Origin of the sequence: Saliniradius amylolyticus, from assembly GCF_003143555.1 — a bacterium.
Lineage (GTDB): Bacteria > Pseudomonadota > Gammaproteobacteria > Enterobacterales > Alteromonadaceae > Saliniradius > Saliniradius amylolyticus.
This window is the reverse complement of record NZ_CP029347.1, coordinates 1,697,945-1,714,408: the sequence shown is the minus strand read 5'-3', so window position 1 is coordinate 1,714,408 and position 16,464 is coordinate 1,697,945. Positions and strand designations below refer to the sequence as shown.

Here is a 16,464-nt window from a genome sequence, read left to right as displayed (position 1 = left end):
TGTGCTTTGTAATATGGCGCCGGTATTGGTATGTTTGCAGACTTGATAATTGCCCCAGGCATCCCAAACTTTTATGCATTCGTATTTGCCTTAACCAAACTAGGGAATTCCATGAGTTCAAAAATTATCTATACCAAGACCGATGAGGCGCCTGCACTGGCGACCTATTCTTTTCTACCTGTGGTGGAAGCATTCAGCAAGAGTGCTGGCGTAGACGTCGAAAGTCGTGATATTTCACTGGCGGGCCGTATTCTGGCGGTATTCCCCGACTATTTGACCGACGAGCAGCGTACCTCTGACGATCTGGGCTACTTGGGCGAGCTGGCGAAGACGCCGGAAGCGAACATCATCAAGCTACCCAACATCAGTGCATCTATTCCTCAGTTGCAGGCTGCCATCAAAGAATTGCAGCAAAAAGGCTATAAGCTGCCGGATTATCCTTTCGATCCAAAGACCGACGAAGAAAAAGATATTCAGACACGCTATGACTCGGTAAAAGGCAGTGCGGTCAATCCTGTGCTGCGTGAAGGTAATTCCGACCGTCGCGCTCCAGCCTCGGTGAAGCAATACGCTAAAAACAACCCTCATTCTATGGGTAAATGGGAAGAGGACTCCAAGTCTCATGTATCGCACATGACCGACGGTGACTTTTTCGGCAGTGAGCTGTCCACCACGATGGAAAGCGATGACAGCCTGAAGATCGTTCTGAAGACTCAGGATGGCGACACTAAAGTCCTGAAAGACAGCGTTAAGGTTCTGGCTGGTGAGGTGGTGGACGCTACTAAGATGAGCGCCGCTCAGTTACAGGATTTCCTGCGCCAGGAAATCGAGGACGCCAAACAAAAAGGCGTGCTGTTCTCCGTGCATTTAAAAGCCACTATGATGAAGGTCTCAGACCCCATTATCTTCGGTCATGCGGTCAAAGCGTTTTACAAAGAGGTGCTTGAGAAGTACGCCGACGAGCTGAAAGCCATGGACTTTAACCCCAACAACGGCATTGGCGACCTGTACGCTAAGCTGGACAATTTGCCGCAAGACAAACAGCAAGCCATCAAGGCTGATATCGATGCGCTGTACAACGAGCGCCCGGATATGGCGATGGTGGATTCGGATCGCGGCATCACCAACCTACATGTTCCCAGCGATGTGATCATCGATGCGTCCATGCCGGCGGCCATTCGTACCTCAGGCCGTATGTGGAACAAAGACAATGATGTGCAGGATACTAAGTTTGTGATTCCTGATCGCTGTTACGCCGGTATCTATCAGCAAACCATTGAATTCTGCAAACAGAATGGCGCGTTCGATCCCGCTACCATGGGCACCGTGCCTAACGTGGGACTGATGGCCCAGAAAGCCGAAGAATATGGCTCTCATGATAAAACCTTCGAAATCCCCGCCGCGGGTCAGGTACAGGTGCTGAACAGCGCTGGTGACGTGATCTTTACCCACGATGTGGAGCAGGGCGATATCTGGCGTATGTGCCAGGTTAAAGACGTTGCTATACGTGACTGGGTGAAGCTGGCGGTGAATCGCTCACGCTTAAGCGGCATGCCGGCTGTATTCTGGCTGAATGAGCAGCGTGCTCACGACGCCGAGTTGGTTAAGAAGGTCAATACCTATCTGCAGGAGCACGACACCGACGGCTTGGATATCCGCATCATGGCCCCGGAAGCCGCCATGCAGCATACACTGGAAAGAGTTAAGGCCGGTAAGGACACCATCTCGGTGACTGGTAACGTCTTGCGTGACTACCTCACCGATCTGTTCCCGATTCTGGAGTTGGGTACCTCAGCCAAGATGCTGTCAATCGTGCCCCTGATGAACGGTGGTGGATTGTTCGAAACTGGCGCTGGTGGCTCTGCGCCTAAACATGTGCAGCAGTTCTTAAAAGAGAATCACCTGCGCTGGGATTCACTGGGTGAGTTTTTGGCACTGGCGGCCTCTTTCGAGCATATGGCCAATGTGTATGACAACAAAAAGGCTCAGGTACTGGCCGATACACTGGATAAAGCGACCTCCAGCTTCCTGGAAAACAACAAATCACCATCGCGTAAAGTGAACGAGTTGGATAACCGGGGCAGTCACTTCTACCTGACGCTTTACTGGGCGCAGGAGTTGGCGAATCAGGACCAGGACGCCGAGCTGAAAGAGCGCTTCACGCCGGTGGCGGAGTTCTTAACCGAGAACGAAGCTAAGATCGTCGATGAGTTGAATGGTGTTCAGGGTCGCAGTATGGATATCGGCGGCTACTATAAGCCAGAAGATGACAAAGGCTTTGACGCCATGCGCCCCAGCGAGACCTTTAACAAAGGATTGGCGATGATCGCCTAAGCGTTGTTGCGCATCTCCTCAGCCGATGATGGCTGAGGAGACTAACAGACATAAAAAAAGCAGATGAATTTTCATCTGCTTTTTTGTTTGGGTCTGGTGTTTAACGCTGAGGCTCACCGTTGATTTCGATGTTTTCGGCGTGCAGGCCCTTGGGACCTTCTTGCACCTCATAACTGACTTCTTGACCGGCTTTCAGGGAGCGATATCCGTCCATCTGAATCGTAGAATAGTGTGCAAAAATGTCTTCACCGCCTTCCTCAGGCACGATAAAGCCGAACCCCTTCGCGTTGTTAAACCATTTAACTTTGCCAACTGCCATTGTTACTTCCTCTCACTGACATCTTGAAGTGTCTATCCATGGCCCCCACTTAACAGAGAGACACGGGTTTTGTGATCACAAAACCAACAAGAAATGTAGATATTTTGAGCGGATCTTGTCAAGGCGATTTTGACATTTAATTACGCGGCCAAAGATCACATAATAGGACAGAAGATAGCAGCTATTATTAAAGTATGAGCAGAGACAGCAGTACCATAGGCCATGAAAAATTATTGGAATCGACCAAGAAAAAGGTTGAACCACCGCCTATGTATAAGGTCATTTTGAATAATGATGACTACACCCCAATGGACTTTGTGGTGGAAGTTTTGATGCGGTTTTTCAGTCTGACAGCGGAAAAAGCCAATCAGTTGATGTTAACCGTCCACTACGATGGCAAGGCCGTGTGCGGTATCTATACTTCGGAAGTGGCCGAAACAAAAGTGATGCAGGTGAATCAATACGCCAGAAAGCATCAACACCCGTTGCTGTGCTCTATGGAGCCGGCATGATAAAGACGTTCACAGCAGTAGTAAGGGGCGTGTATGTTGAATAAAGATCTTGAACATTCCTTAAATCAGGCGTTTGTATTTGCCCGTGAACACCGCCATGAGTTTATGACGGTGGAACACCTGCTGCTTGCGCTATTGGATAATGCCGCAGCTCATGAAGCGCTGCAGGCCTGTGGTGCCAATATTGAAGCCATGCGCACCGAGCTGACTGATTTTGTCAAAGACACGACGCCTCTGATCATGGATGGCCCGGAATCGGATCGCGAAACTCAGCCAACTCTTGGCTTCCAGAGGGTGTTACAGCGTGCGGTGTTCCATGTGCAGTCATCCGGGAAAGATGAGGTGACCGGCGCTAATGTGCTGGTGGCGATTTTCAGTGAACAGGAATCACAAGCCGTTTATATTCTGAAAAAATCCGATGTGACCCGTCTGGATGTGGTGAATTTTATCTCCCACGGCGTGAGCAAGTCGGACGACGAAGGTCTCAATCCATCGGAAGCAGAAGAAGAGGTGGAAGTGGAAGAAGGCGCGTCGGTATTAAGCAAGTTCTCCACTAATCTCAACGTGGCAGTAAAAGAGGGCCGTATCGACCCTCTTATCGGTCGCGATCAGGAAGTGGAGCGCACCGTGCAGGTGTTGTGCCGCCGTCGCAAGAACAACCCGCTGCTGGTCGGTGAAGCCGGGGTGGGTAAGACGGCTATTGCTGAAGGTCTGGCCTATCGGATCGTCCATGAGGATGTGCCCGAGGTGATTGCCGAAGCCACCGTTTATTCGTTGGATCTGGGCGGTCTGCTGGCCGGAACCAAATACCGGGGCGATTTTGAAAAACGCCTTAAGGCCATCCTCAAGGAGTTGTCTGAGGATGACCATGCCATCCTGTTTATCGATGAAATTCACACCATTATCGGCGCTGGCGCCGCTTCGGGCGGAGTGATGGATGCGTCTAACTTGCTGAAGCCCAAGCTCAGCAGTGGTGAGCTGCGCTGTATCGGCTCCACGACATTCCAGGAGTATCAGGGCATCTTCGAAAAAGATCGCGCCCTGGCGCGACGCTTCCAGAAGATTGATGTGGTAGAGCCGAGTGTGGACGATACCACTAAGATACTGATGGGGCTGAAGTCCCGTTATGAAGATCACCATGGTGTGCGTTACACCCAGAAAGCAATTCGTGCGGCGGCGCAGTTGTCGGCCAAGTACATCAGCGAGCGCCACCTGCCGGATAAGGCCATCGATGTGATTGATGAAGCTGGCGCTAGTCAGCGACTGGTTGCGCCCTCAAAGCGTAAGAAAACCATCAATGTGGGCGAGATCGAACATATCATCGCCAAAATGGCGCGGATTCCGGAAAAATCCGTTTCGGCATCGGACAAGGAATCCCTTAAGAATCTGGATCGTAACCTCAAGATGGTGGTGTTCGGTCAGGATAAGGCCATTGATACGCTAACCAACGCCATTCGCTTGTCGCGCTCTGGCCTTGGCAATGAAAACAAGCCCATCGGGAGCTTCCTGTTTGCCGGTCCGACCGGGGTCGGTAAAACTGAGGTCACCCAGCAACTGGCTAAGACCATGGGTGTAGAGCTGGCGCGCTTCGATATGTCCGAGTATATGGAGCGTCATGCGGTTAGCCGCCTGATCGGCGCGCCTCCCGGCTATGTGGGCTTCGATCAGGGGGGCTTACTTACCGACGCAGTGATTAAAAACCCTTACACGGTGGTGCTGCTCGATGAGATCGAAAAAGCCCATTCCGACATCTACAACATTCTGTTGCAGGTGATGGACCACGGCACCCTGACCGACAACAATGGTCGCAAGGTGGATTTTCGTAACGTGGTGCTGGTGATGACCACCAACGCCGGGGTACAGGAAACGGTGCGTAAATCCATTGGCTTTAAGCAGCAGGATCACAGCCACGATGCCCTGGCCGAGATCAATCGCATCTTTACGCCAGAGTTCCGCAACCGTCTGGATGCTATTGTCTGGTTTAATCACCTGGATACTGAGGTGATTTTGCAGGTGGTAGATAAGTTCATTGTTGAGCTACAGGCGCAGCTGGATGCTAAGGGCGTGTCACTGGAAGTGACCGCTGATGCCAGAGCCTGGTTGGCCGATAAGGGGTATGACAAAGCCATGGGGGCCAGACCGATGGCGCGTTTGATTCAGGATAAGGTCAAAAAAGAGCTGGCCAATGAACTGTTGTTTGGCAGGCTGACCGACGGCGGCAACGTCCGCATCGATCTTGGAGAAGACGATGAACTGAGTTTTGATTACGAGCGTGAGAGTGACCCAGAGGCTCAGGCCTGAGTTATCCTCAGGTAGTCAGACATAAACAAAAAGCCCAAGCCGCAGGGCGGCTTGGGCTTTTTTCTGAATCTCAGAAAATCAATTAACGAGAACGGTAAACGATACGACCCTTGCTCAGATCATAGGGGGTCAGTTCAACGGTGACCTTATCGCCGGTCAGGATACGGATATAGTTTTTGCGCATTTTTCCGGAAATATGCGCGGTGACAACGTGACCGTTCTCTAATTCAACACGAAACATAGTATTTGGAAGCGTATCCAGCACCACGCCTTCCATTTCAATACAATCTTCTTTCGCCATGGACAAAAATTACCTTTGTTAGTCTGGAAAATGCCGCGCAGATCTTGCCCAAGTTAGGGCCAAGTGTAAAGCTCCGGACCTATTTTTTTGTAAATTCATGCCATTGATTGTCAATTCTGCGCTGATAGGGCAAAAATTGAGTTTTGTAATTCATCTTGTTGCACTCATCCACCTGATAGCCCAGATACAGCCATTGGACATCTTCTTGCTGACAATATTCAATCTGACGCAGTATCGCCAGAATACCCAAGGAACGCTGCTGACAGTCAGGATCGTAAAAGGTGTAAATGGCCGAAAGGGCATCGGCTAAGGGATCGGTGATGGCCACGGCCACCAGCTGTTTGTCCAGCCAAAGCTCCAGATAAAGACTGCGACCCCAACTTGGGGCGGTCATGCCCCGAAACTGTTCCTCAGAGGGAGGAAACATGGCGCCATCGGCGTGTTTTTGTCGGATATAGCGCTCATACAGCGGATAATAGTTGTCCTGCACCGAGTCGCTGACCGCCAGGCTAATGTCCTGATTGCGCTTCAGGATCCGTTTCTGGCTGCGTGAGGGGTTAAAGCGCGCCGTGGGAATGCGGATGGACTGACAGGCGTTGCAGTTCTCGCAAAGCGGCCTGTACAGGTTCTCGCCGCCGCGACGAAATCCCGCTTCAATCAGTAAATCATAACTGTGCTGCAGTCCGGGAGTATCCGGCGCTAATACCGCCAGGCGTTCTTGCCTGCCGGGCAAATAGCTACAGTCAAAGTTTTGTGTGAGCAGAAAGTTCATGGATCTTCAGCTCCTGAGGCTGCCAGCAGTGTGACGGAACAGACTGGACGACAGCCTCTCTGAGACGGACCAAGAATGCCTGCCTTGGCATTTCCGTAACGCCCAAAGAGGCCAAATGATCATTCTGTAACTGACAGTCGATAAAAGCAAATCCGGCTTGTTTAAGGTGTTGGACCAGCGCCAGCATGGCAAGTTTCGAGGTGTTGCTGCGATGATGAAACATCGACTCGCCGCAAAACACCCGGCCAACGGCCACACCGTAGAGGCCACCAACTAGTTCGGGGCCGTCCCATATTTCTACCGAGTGACTGTGACCGGCCTTATGAAGCTCAATATAGGCTTGAATCATCTGTTCGGTAATCCAGGTGCCACTGTCATTGCGGGGCACGCTGGCGCATTGGCGAATCACCTGTTTAAAATCTCGGTTTAGGGTTACTGAATAACGTCCGGAGCGGGCAAGCTTGCGCAGGCTCTTGGAGGCGTAGAAGTTATCCAGTTCCAGTATGCCCCTGGGGTCCGGTGACCACCACAGGATGGGCTCACCTTCACTGAACCAGGGAAAGATCCCATGTTGGTAGGCCAGCACGAGTCTGGCAACGCTAAGGTCGCCGCCGTAAGCTAACAGTCCATTAGGATCGTTTAGTGCCAACGAGGGGTGAGGGAACTGCACCTCGTTGCTGAGTCGGTAAAGTTGAATGGTCATGATCAGTGTCGGCACCCGAAGGTGCCGACATTAGCAGAGACTAAGACTCCAGAGCGTCAAGATACTTTTCGGCATCCAGCGCTGCCATGCAGCCGGTACCGGCGGACGTAATGGCCTGACGGTAGACGTGATCACACACATCACCAGCAGCAAAAACACCAGGCACACTGGTGGCAGTGGCGTTGCCTTCCAGACCACTCTTGATCTGGATGTAGCCGTTTTCCATGTCTAACTGGCCTTGGAAAATATCCGTGTTAGGTTTGTGGCCGATGGCGATAAACAGGCCCATGATATCCAATTCTTCCGTGGCGTCAGAGCCAGAGTCTTTAATGCGAATTTTGTTGACGCCCATTTCATCGCCCAAGACCTCGTCTAGGGTGCGGTTTAAGTGCAGCACCACGTTACCGTTTTTGGCCTTATCCATCAGGCGGTCGGTGAGGATCTTCTCGCTGCGGAAGGTTTCACGCCGATGGATAACATGGACTTCAGAAGCGATGTTAGACAGATACAGTGCCTCTTCCACGGCCGTATTGCCACCGCCCACTACCGCAACTTTCTGATTGCGGTAGAAAAAACCGTCACAGGTCGCACAGGCCGATACCCCTTTGCCCATAAAGGCTTGTTCGCTTTCCAGGCCCAGGTATTTGGCTGAGGCGCCAGTGCCAATAATCAGCGCGTCGCAGGTGTAAGTACCGCTGTCGCCCTTCAAGGTGAAAGGGCGCTTGGACAGATCGGTTTCGTTGATGTGATCGAAGACGATTTCGGTATCGAATTTTTCGGCATGCTTTTGCATCCGGACCATCAGATCCGGTCCGGTCAGGCCTTCGGGGTCGCCCGGCCAGTTTTCTACGTCGGTGGTGGTGGTCAACTGACCGCCTTGCTGAATACCCGTAATGAGAACAGGTTTAAGATTCGCACGAGCCGCGTAGACGGCGGCGGAATAGCCTGCCGGTCCTGAGCCTAAGATAATCAAGGGGCAATGTCTTGCTTCTGCCATAACAACTCCAAATCAAATAAATTATTGCGGCAAGGATACCATTGTTTGCACCCATCGAGCGATGCCGCTTTAGTCTCAATCGTGTTAAGTAATGAGAACAGTGTAGGGTTACGAGTTGGGGAAGATATAGGATTAAAAATCCAAAAACCAAGATCTCCAAGGTGACAGAGTTAAAAATTTCGTTGTTTAGGCAGCACTTATTGAAAAGCGTCAGTTTTGGCATGGGCGAAATGATCGCGATAGGCTAGGATAACGTTAATAAAGTCAGGTTTATTGACGTGCCGCCGATATAAAGTCACGTACCTCAAAAAGGTAGGAAGTTGTGCAGTCTTTCTTTAAAACACTGAGTCTGGGCCAGCAATATATGAAGCTTTGGCCGATGCGTAAAGAGCTCTATGCGCTGTTTCCCGAGTGTCGGGTGATCTCAGCGACGCGCTTTGGTGTTCAGTGGATGCCGCCGGTAGCGATTCTCAGTGCCACCTTGTTACTCAATCACTTTGGTAGTGCTCATATTCCTCAAACCCTGACTATGGTGCTGTTGATCCTTGGTTTACCTCTGCAGGGGCTTTGGTGGCTTGGTCAGCGGGCCGACAGCCAGCTACCGCCGCAGTTAGTTAACTGGTATCAGGAAATTTACCAGAAGTTACGTGAACACGGCTGTCAGATGAGCGGCTACAAAGGCAAACCTCGATACTGGGAACTGGCAGGCTTACTGAAGCGCGCCTTCTCTGAACTGGATCAGGCATTTACGCGAGAGTGTCTGTAATTTTGCACAGGCCTTGAACCCTCAGGCCTTTGTCCCTAGTCTTGAGGTCAGTCGTCCAACCTCAAGGAAATATAACCATGTTTCGTAAGACCTTAAGCGCCGCTGTGCTGCTGTCCGTTGGCCTTTCGGCTCAGGCCAGTGAAGAGTCTGTGTTAGAGTCTGAGGATGTGTTTGAGCTCGAATATGCCTCTGATCTGACCATCGCCGACAATGGTGATACGGTGTATTTTGTGCGTCACTTCATGGATATCCAGTCGGACCGTAAGCTGGGCAACGTGTGGCAAGTGGGCAACAACGGCCAGCTACTGCCTCTTACCGATGGCTATCACAATGTTTATGGATTGAGTTTATCGCCGGACAATAATCGCCTGGCCTATGTGTCTACCGAATCCGGCAAGCCGCAAATTCATATGCTGTGGTTAGATTCCGGCAAGCAGGCTCGTATGACCAACCTGAGCTCGGCACCGTCGAACCTGACCTGGTCACCGGATGGTAATCAGCTTGCTTTCCAGATGTTTGTTAAACAGCCTGAGCCCGCGCCCGTATCCTTGCCGGGTAAGCCGGAGGGTGCAGATTGGGCCGAGCCCGCTCAGTTTATCGATAAGGTCTATTACCGTTTCGACGGCGGTGGTTATACCAAAGACGGTTTCCGCCAAATATTTGTGCTCGATGCCGATGGCGGTACCCCCCGGCAAATCACCGACACCGACTACGACCATCAGGGCGTTATGAGCTGGGGTGCGGATGGCAAGGCGCTGTATTTCTCGGCTAACGAGCAACCCGCCGATGCCATGGACCCTCTGGACAGCGAGGTGTTCCGCCTGAATGTCACATCCGGCGAAGCCACTATGCTCACCGACCGAAAAGGTCCGGACGGCAGTCCCCGGGTCTCTCCCGATGGTGAGAAACTGGCTTACATCGGCTATGACGATAAGGGGACCAACTACGAAAATGCCCGGGTTTATATCAGCGATCTGAATGGCGACAACCGCCGGGTACTGACCGGCGATCTTGACCGTAGCATTGAGCAGGCGGTTTGGGATAGCACCGGTGAAGGCCTGTATCTGAAATACGACGACCAGGGCAAGACCAAGGTGGTTTATCAGCCTCTGGAGGGAGAACGCAAGCTGATTACCGATAAGCTCGGTGGCCAGTCCTACGGCCGGCCCTATACCGGTGCCGAATTCGCCGTGGCCGATGACGGTACATTAGCTTTTACCTATTCAAACCCTCAGCGTCCGGCTGATGTGGCTGTGGTAGAGCAGGGCGAGACTCGGGTGCTGACATCTCTCAACGATGACGCCCTTGGTCATAAGTCTCTGGCTAAGATCGAGGAAATCTGGTTTAAATCCAGTGCTGATGGCCGGGACATTCAGGGCTGGATCGCCTATCCGCCTGGGTTCGATAAAGACAAAAACTACCCGCTCCTGCTGGAGATCCACGGCGGGCCGGTGGCTAATTATGGTCCTCATTTTTCCAGTGAGGTTCAGCTGTTTGCCGCTGCAGGTTATGTGGTGCTCTATGTGAATCCCAGAGGCAGTGACAGCTACGGCAAGGAGTTTGCCCAGACCATTCACCATAATTACCCCAGTGCGGACTATGACGATCTCATGTCTGGTGTGGATGCGGTAATCGACAAAGGTTTTATCGATAAAGACCAGCTCTATGTCACCGGTGGTTCCGGCGGCGGTGTGTTGACTGCCTGGATTGTCGGACATACTGATCGTTTCCGCGCCGCGGTGGTGGCAAAGCCGGTGATCAACTGGTATAGCTTTGTGCTCACGGCCGATTTTTATCCGTTCTTCTATAAGTATTGGTTTGCCGATAAACCCTGGGAGAACCCCGAGCACTACATGAAACGCTCGCCCATCAGTTATGTGGGCAATGTCACTACGCCCACTATGTTGCTGACCGGTGATGCGGATTATCGAACGCCTATATCGGAAACCGAGCAGTATTATCAGGCCCTGAAGCTGGAAGGGGTGGACACGGCCATGGTGCGCATTCCTGGTGCCAGCCACGGTATCTATCAGCGTCCCAGTCAGTTAATGGCCAAGGTGGAATACATCCTGTGGTGGTTTGACAAACACAATGGCAAGGAGCAGGACTAAGCGCCCATGCTGTTACTGACGTTGTATGTGTTCATCGCCCTCGGCTTCTCGTTTTTATGTTCGGTGGCCGAGGCGGTGATTTTAAGTGTGTCGTCGGCCTACATCTCGGTGATGGAGAATGACGGTAAGAACTCCGGCGTCTTATTGCGCCAGCATACGCAGGACATTAACCGTCCTTTATCGGCCATTTTAACCCTGAACACCTTTGCCCATACCTTCGGGGCAGCAGGGGCTGGGGCTCAGGCAGCTATCGTGTTCGGCGATGCCTACCTAGGGGTGGCGTCGGCTGTGCTGACGCTGGCAATCCTCATTTTCTCCGAGATCATTCCCAAGACTTTGGGGGCCACCTATTGGCGGCAACTGGCCCCGGCAACGGCGCATTTTCTGCGTTATCTGATTGTGCTGATGTACCCCTTCGTCAAGATGTCACAGTGGCTGACCCGGCATTTTGCCGGCGACAGCCCCCTGCAGGGCCTCAACCGGGACGAGCTGATTGCCATGGCTGAGGTATCGCAGCAGGAAGGGCAACTGGCGATGGAAGAAGGCAGGATTATGCAAAACCTGCTGACCCTGCATGAGCTTAAGATCCGCGACGTAATGACCCACCGTACCGTGGTGTTTTCGGTGCCTGAGACCATGACCGTGGAAGGTTTTTTCTATAAGCATCAGGACATCGGCTTTTCGCGGATCCCGGTATTTGAGGATGATCCCGAGCATATCAACGGCTTTGTGCTCAAATCTGACTTGCTGATGGCCAAGGCAAGAGGCAATGATGATCGCAAGGTGGGCGAATATCGCAAAGACATGGTTACCATGCTCAGTTCCATGCCACTGGTTCGCACCTTCGATTACTTCCTGAACCACCGCGCTCATATGCTGTTGGTTGTCGACGAATACGGCGGCCTGGAAGGCATTCTGACGCTGGAAGACCTGATGGAAGCCTTACTGGGCATGGAAATTGTCGATGAGAAAGATAAGACCATCAGTATGCGTCGTCTGGCCCGAATGCTGGCCCGAAAGCGGCAAAAGGATATGATTCGCAAGGATGATTAAGCCAGCCTGCCGGTAGCGGCAGACTGGTCCTTCTAATAGCACTGTGGGTTAACTTGTTGTTGCTATGAGATAAATGGAGAAGACACCGACGTTCCAATGTATGAATTGCTAGGGGGATACCCAGAATTCTAAGTAAGACGCTGTTAGGTGCTAAAGGGGAGTCAAATGGAATTATCAAACTTTTTACCGTTCATAATGTTACTGGTGTTTCTTGCTGTGTCATTGCGGATATGGAAAACGGAAACTAACAATCAAACAACGTTAATGATTTGTACGGGGTGGGCTGCTATTGCTGTCCTCAGCTTGACCGGTAGTGTTATTCTTTTTGCAACTGGAAGTGTTGTCGTGCCGATCATCTTACTTTTCTTATCTCCCGTTGCCGCCTATGTGGCGAAACGGTTTAAAAATGTATAACGCAACTAACTAGCACCTGTTTCCGGACATTTACTCGCTGGCCTTCAACCAAAACGCTCGCAGATGCCGTAATGGTGAAATGTTACTCCTTTCCACCCCGGCCCAGGTGCTTTTCCAGGTGATCCAGGCAGGCCTGGATACCGGCGCCCTTGTAACGCCGTTCAGGATATACCAGGTACATGGGTACGGGTTGCGGCATATAGTCGGGTAGTGCCGTTTCCAGCTCGCCATTTTCGATGTATTTCTGTAGTGCATATCTGGGCATAAAGGCGAGTCCCTTGTGTTGGCGCAGGGCATGTAACAAGGCTCTGTCGTCGCTGATGCTTAAACGGCCATCTACAGACACCTCAATCAACTCCGATCCTTTGTAAAATCGCCAGCGCTTGAATCTGGCGCTGGCACCATTGGTCAGGCACTGATGTTTGCCCTGACTTCGGGCCAGCTCCTGAGGATGTTTGGGGCGGCCTGCCTTATCCAGATAGGTCTTAGACGCGGCCAGCACGATCTCAAGAGGCTTCAAGGGGCGGAAGTAGAGATTGGAGTCTTTCAACTGACCACATCTTATGGCGATATCGACGCCATCTTTGACCATGTCCACAATCTCGTTACTCAGTTGCAGATCCACCGATAATTTCGGGTAGCGCTCCAGTAGTGACGGCAATAAGGGCGCAACTCGGGTCGCGCCGAAGTTATCCGAGGCGCTGATGGTGACTTTACCTTCAGGCTCTGTCTTAAGCGACGCCAGGTGCTCCTGGGCCAGCTCGGCCTCACGGACAATGCATGCGCAGTGTTGATAGAACTGTTCTCCCTCGCTGGTTAAGGATAACGAGCGTGTGGTACGGGTTAGAAGGCGGATACTCAGGTGCTTTTCCAGTCTGCCGACGGCTTTGCTGACCGCGCCTTTCGATAGCTGCAAATCGTCGCTGGCAGCGGTAAAGCTGCCCATCTCGATCACTCGGGCAAAGATGGCCATATCGGATAGGTGTTGGAACATTGCTATTATGCCTTTTTAGGAAACAGTGACTTTCCTCTGTCTGGGTTAATTACTCTATTGGGATACAATAAACTGGCTTTCCACTCAATAGCAAGGGGAAAGCATCATGACTCAATCAACCAGCCTTGTGCAGGCTTTAGTGAAAATACTGGGCGGGCTTGTAGCGATGGACGGCTATTTACCGATTTACGCAGGCTCTATCCAAAAACGAAAGGTAGACGATGAAGTCAGGCAGGGCAACACCGGGTCGGGTGCTGCCGGTGCCTGTTGTTAAGGTATTAATCAAACACCGCGATGATCTGGCGGCTCAGGGCCACGAGTTCACCTTTGTCATCCCAGATGTTGGCTTCGCTGTGGGCATAGCCATCACCAGCCTGGCGTGTCTCCACTTGATAGGCAAACCACTCCTTAGGGTCAACGGGAGAGTGGGGATGAATAAAGTCCAGATTCCAGCTCATTGTACTGGCGGGCGCCGGCCAGCGTAGCTTCTGCAAGATGGCCGGTGGCCAGGCGTCAGCAAGGGCAATCAGGTGGGCGTCGGTCACTTCCCGGGGCGGTTTTTTAAAGCGCATCCAGCCTCGGTAGTTGGCGTTTTTCTTACCAGTAAATGGGATACCACCTTCTTCAATAGCCAACTGCATATGTTGGAAAAACTTGGGCGTGACCTTGGGGATCTGGGGTAAAAAATTGGCCTTCCTGGGCTTTTCCATCTGGTGGGTTGTTTGGTTTTCCACCTTTACCTTAGAGTCGCGCGCTACACCAAAGCAGGCTTGGCTGACTACGGAAACTTTGCCATCCTGAATGGCTCTGGCAGTAGCCTGGGAGGCATTTTTGCCTTCTCTGAGTACTTCTACTTCAATCGTAAAGGGCTGTTCGGTTAATAAAGGGCCGACAAAGTTAGTGGTCAGCGAACGCAGTACCCGGTCTTTTGCGACGCGTTGTTTCATAGCCTGGTAAAGCAGGCCAGCAGACAAGCCGCCAAACACGGTGCGTCCCTGAGCCCACGATTTGGGAACAGTTACGCTGAGATCCTGATCGTCGTTAACTTGTGCCAGTAACTCATCAATGTGCATCAATACCACCTCCTAATGGATTTTGGCACAAGGTTATCTGGTCCGATGAGTAAAGTAAATGCCGCCGTTAAAAGTCCTATTCTTCAGGTGTTTCGGTCTGTTCAAGTAGGCCATACTGTTTGATTTTACTCTGGATTTCCTGCATCCGCTTGGCGTTAGCACTGGAAAGCTTCTTGGTTTTTAACTCGTCGAACAGTTCGGCTATCCTGGCTTCTTTATGCTCGGCTTGCTTGGCCTGCACCATACAGTGCAGCAGGTTGAGGCTGAATGCCGGCTCGTCGGGAAAAAGAATATAAGCCTGGTAGAACAGGTCGATAGCTTCTTTGAACTGGTCCTGGGTATAGTATTCCAGCGCTTTTTTGTTAAAGGCGATGGCCCGGGTTTTCTTGTCGCCCAGGCGTCGTTCATTTTTCAGCGCCATAAGTCCCGAGACGGTTTTTTCATTCTCGTCGGGCAGGGAGGCCAGACGTTTTTCCAGGTCGTTGAGCAGCTCTGAGGCAGTGGAATCATCGCCGATGCCATGCCAGGCGGCCACAGCATCGGACAGCGTGGTCAAGTCGGCGTTGTCCAGATCCAGCATGCCTTCCTGTTGCAGTAACTCCCGGGCTTTTTGTACATCATCTTCTACTACTGCTGCCAGGGCCTGCATGTAGTCTCGCTGAACATCCAGATCCGGGTTTTGACCTTTACGGCCCACACTGCCGATCAGAAAACGAGCGGTTTGCAAACGCTCCTTGCGGATCGTGGGTTCAGGGTTATCTTCGGCTTCAGCCAGGTATATGCGGGCCAGATCCAAAGACAACTCGTTAAAATGTTCGCGGATTTCCCGGTTGGAGTTGCGTTTTCTCTCGACAAGATCGATGGCTTCATCCGGCTCTTCCAGTGCCATGAACAGCTGGGCCTTGAGGCGAGTGGCGGACATGGACATTTCGCCTTCTTTTAGCCGGTTGATGTACTCCAGTGCCGTCTCATAATCTTTCTTTTCGATATTGATACGGGTCAGCCATTCCGATGCCTTATCGCTGGTGAGGTTGGTTTTGAGCAGATCCTTGAGCATGGCCTCGCTTTCTTCGATCTCACCGGCCAGGTGAGTGCTTTGGATTAGTCCCCATTTGGCCCAGATGATCTGGTCTGAGCGCTCTAACACTGAGCGGTAAAGCTCTGAAGCCTGCTTGAAACGCTTGAGCTTTAACAGCAACCGGGCACGCAGCTTGATAAGGGGCATCCGATATTTGGCCTTACAGGTCTCGCTGTTGATCATTTGATCCAGCGCTTCCAGTGCGCCTTCGTTGTCGTTCTTATCCATCAGCCTGAGAACAGGCTTTTGTACCTGATGCATCTCGATACAGTTGTTTAACGACTTTTCCAGATTTCGGATGGTATAAGGCTTTAGCACCAGAGCCTCGGGATGCACGTCGAAGATCTGTCCGACGATCATGGGCATGCGATCGGAAGTAACAAACACCAGGCTGGTAGAAGGTTTAAGCAGATTTTGTTTCTGCAGATCATTGATCACCTCAACGCCGTTTTTATTGGAGCCGAGATGAAAATCCATCAGCAGTATATCGTAATGTTGGCGCTTTAATGCGCTTCTGAGTTCGCGGCCGTGAGTAAAGCAGCCAATATCCTGAAACTGCATATCCATCAGGTGGTTACGTAGGTTGATTCGGGCCATGCCATTATCTTCCACGATTGCCACTTTTAATTTACTGCGCTCCAATGTCACTCCTCAAAATCCACTTAAGGCCGCCGTCGATAGGACCTAGTGTAATGTATTTCTAATCGAATCGCTTGCCCGAATACAGGGGTTATAC

16 protein-coding genes are annotated in these 16,464 nt (G+C 51.7%); 8 read left to right on the top strand and 8 right to left on the bottom strand.

All coding sequences use genetic code 11. The features are described from left to right. Positions 1 to 111 precede the first annotated feature (111 nt). Positions 112 to 2,334 carry an NADP-dependent isocitrate dehydrogenase gene (locus HMF8227_RS08050; protein WP_109341045.1) on the top strand — a complete coding sequence of 741 codons (2,223 nt, stop codon included), beginning with the start codon at positions 112 to 114 and terminating at the stop codon, positions 2,332 to 2,334. Between the two features lie 100 nt (positions 2,335 to 2,434). Here HMF8227_RS08050 and cspD read toward each other — a convergent pair whose 3' ends face one another. Then, on the bottom strand, positions 2,435 to 2,653 hold the full coding sequence (cspD, locus tag HMF8227_RS08045) for a cold shock domain-containing protein CspD (protein ID WP_109339694.1): 219 nt from the start codon (positions 2,651 to 2,653) through the stop codon (positions 2,435 to 2,437). A 194-nt stretch (positions 2,654 to 2,847) separates the two neighbouring features. Between cspD and clpS the strand changes: the two genes are divergently transcribed. Both clpS and clpA read left to right on the top strand, forming a co-directional pair. Next, on the top strand, positions 2,848 to 3,165 hold the full coding sequence (clpS, locus tag HMF8227_RS08040) for an ATP-dependent Clp protease adapter ClpS (RefSeq protein WP_109339693.1): 318 nt from the start codon (positions 2,848 to 2,850) through the stop codon (positions 3,163 to 3,165). 33 nt (positions 3,166 to 3,198) lie between these two features. After that, complete coding sequence (gene clpA / locus HMF8227_RS08035; protein ID WP_109339692.1) at positions 3,199 to 5,466, top strand: ATP-dependent Clp protease ATP-binding subunit ClpA; 2,268 nt, start codon at positions 3,199 to 3,201, stop codon at positions 5,464 to 5,466. Between the two features lie 82 nt (positions 5,467 to 5,548). Here clpA and infA read toward each other — a convergent pair whose 3' ends face one another. The 4 genes from infA to trxB all read right to left on the bottom strand — a co-directional run bounded on the left by infA (position 5,549) and on the right by trxB (position 8,239). Further along, a complete protein-coding gene (infA, locus tag HMF8227_RS08030; RefSeq protein WP_109339691.1) occupies positions 5,549 to 5,767 on the bottom strand; it encodes a translation initiation factor IF-1 in 219 nt (72 codons plus the stop codon). Positions 5,768 to 5,846: 79 nt separating this feature from the next. Beyond that, a complete protein-coding gene (locus HMF8227_RS08025) occupies positions 5,847 to 6,539 on the bottom strand; it encodes an arginyltransferase (RefSeq protein ID WP_109339690.1) in 693 nt (230 codons plus the stop codon). After that, positions 6,511 to 7,242: a leucyl/phenylalanyl-tRNA--protein transferase gene (gene aat, locus HMF8227_RS08020; protein WP_109339689.1), complete on the bottom strand. Its 732-nt coding sequence runs from the start codon at positions 7,240 to 7,242 to the stop codon at positions 6,511 to 6,513. Before aat ends, HMF8227_RS08025 begins: the two co-directional genes overlap by 29 nt. A 40-nt stretch (positions 7,243 to 7,282) precedes the next feature. Next, positions 7,283 to 8,239, bottom strand: a complete 957-nt coding sequence (gene trxB, locus HMF8227_RS08015; RefSeq protein WP_109339688.1) for a thioredoxin-disulfide reductase — start codon at positions 8,237 to 8,239, stop codon at positions 7,283 to 7,285. Between the two features lie 322 nt (positions 8,240 to 8,561). Between trxB and yfbV the strand changes: the two genes are divergently transcribed. The 4 genes from yfbV to HMF8227_RS07995 all read left to right on the top strand — a co-directional run bounded on the left by yfbV (position 8,562) and on the right by HMF8227_RS07995 (position 12,583). Then, on the top strand, positions 8,562 to 9,005 hold the full coding sequence (gene yfbV, locus HMF8227_RS08010; protein ID WP_275425502.1) for a terminus macrodomain insulation protein YfbV: 444 nt from the start codon (positions 8,562 to 8,564) through the stop codon (positions 9,003 to 9,005). Between the two features lie 77 nt (positions 9,006 to 9,082). Beyond that, positions 9,083 to 11,116 (top strand): alpha/beta hydrolase family protein, encoded by a 2,034-nt coding sequence (locus HMF8227_RS08005; protein WP_109339687.1) that lies wholly within the window; start codon positions 9,083 to 9,085, stop codon positions 11,114 to 11,116. Positions 11,117 to 11,122: 6 nt separating this feature from the next. Further along, positions 11,123 to 12,169 (top strand): CNNM domain-containing protein, encoded by a 1,047-nt coding sequence (locus tag HMF8227_RS08000; protein WP_109339686.1) that lies wholly within the window; start codon positions 11,123 to 11,125, stop codon positions 12,167 to 12,169. 165 nt (positions 12,170 to 12,334) lie between these two features. Then, positions 12,335 to 12,583, top strand: a complete 249-nt coding sequence (locus HMF8227_RS07995; protein ID WP_109339685.1) for a hypothetical protein — start codon at positions 12,335 to 12,337, stop codon at positions 12,581 to 12,583. Between the two features lie 82 nt (positions 12,584 to 12,665). Here HMF8227_RS07995 and HMF8227_RS07990 read toward each other — a convergent pair whose 3' ends face one another. Next, positions 12,666 to 13,577 carry a LysR family transcriptional regulator gene (locus HMF8227_RS07990; RefSeq protein WP_109339684.1) on the bottom strand — a complete coding sequence of 304 codons (912 nt, stop codon included), beginning with the start codon at positions 13,575 to 13,577 and terminating at the stop codon, positions 12,666 to 12,668. Positions 13,578 to 13,683: 106 nt separating this feature from the next. Here HMF8227_RS07990 and HMF8227_RS15055 point away from each other — a divergent pair, with 106 nt between their 5' ends. Then, positions 13,684 to 13,851, top strand: coding sequence for a hypothetical protein (locus tag HMF8227_RS15055; protein WP_162558547.1), 168 nt, complete (start codon positions 13,684 to 13,686; stop codon positions 13,849 to 13,851). Positions 13,852 to 13,855: 4 nt separating this feature from the next. On the opposite strand, the gene HMF8227_RS07985 is transcribed toward HMF8227_RS15055, so the two are convergent. Continuing rightward, a complete protein-coding gene (locus tag HMF8227_RS07985; protein ID WP_109339683.1) occupies positions 13,856 to 14,650 on the bottom strand; it encodes an acyl-CoA thioesterase in 795 nt (264 codons plus the stop codon). 76 nt (positions 14,651 to 14,726) lie between these two features. Continuing rightward, the gene (locus HMF8227_RS07980) at positions 14,727 to 16,370 is read right to left on the bottom strand and encodes a response regulator (protein ID WP_109339682.1); all 1,644 of its coding nucleotides are present in this window, start codon (positions 16,368 to 16,370) and stop codon (positions 14,727 to 14,729) included. Between the last annotated feature and the right edge of the window lie 94 nt (positions 16,371 to 16,464).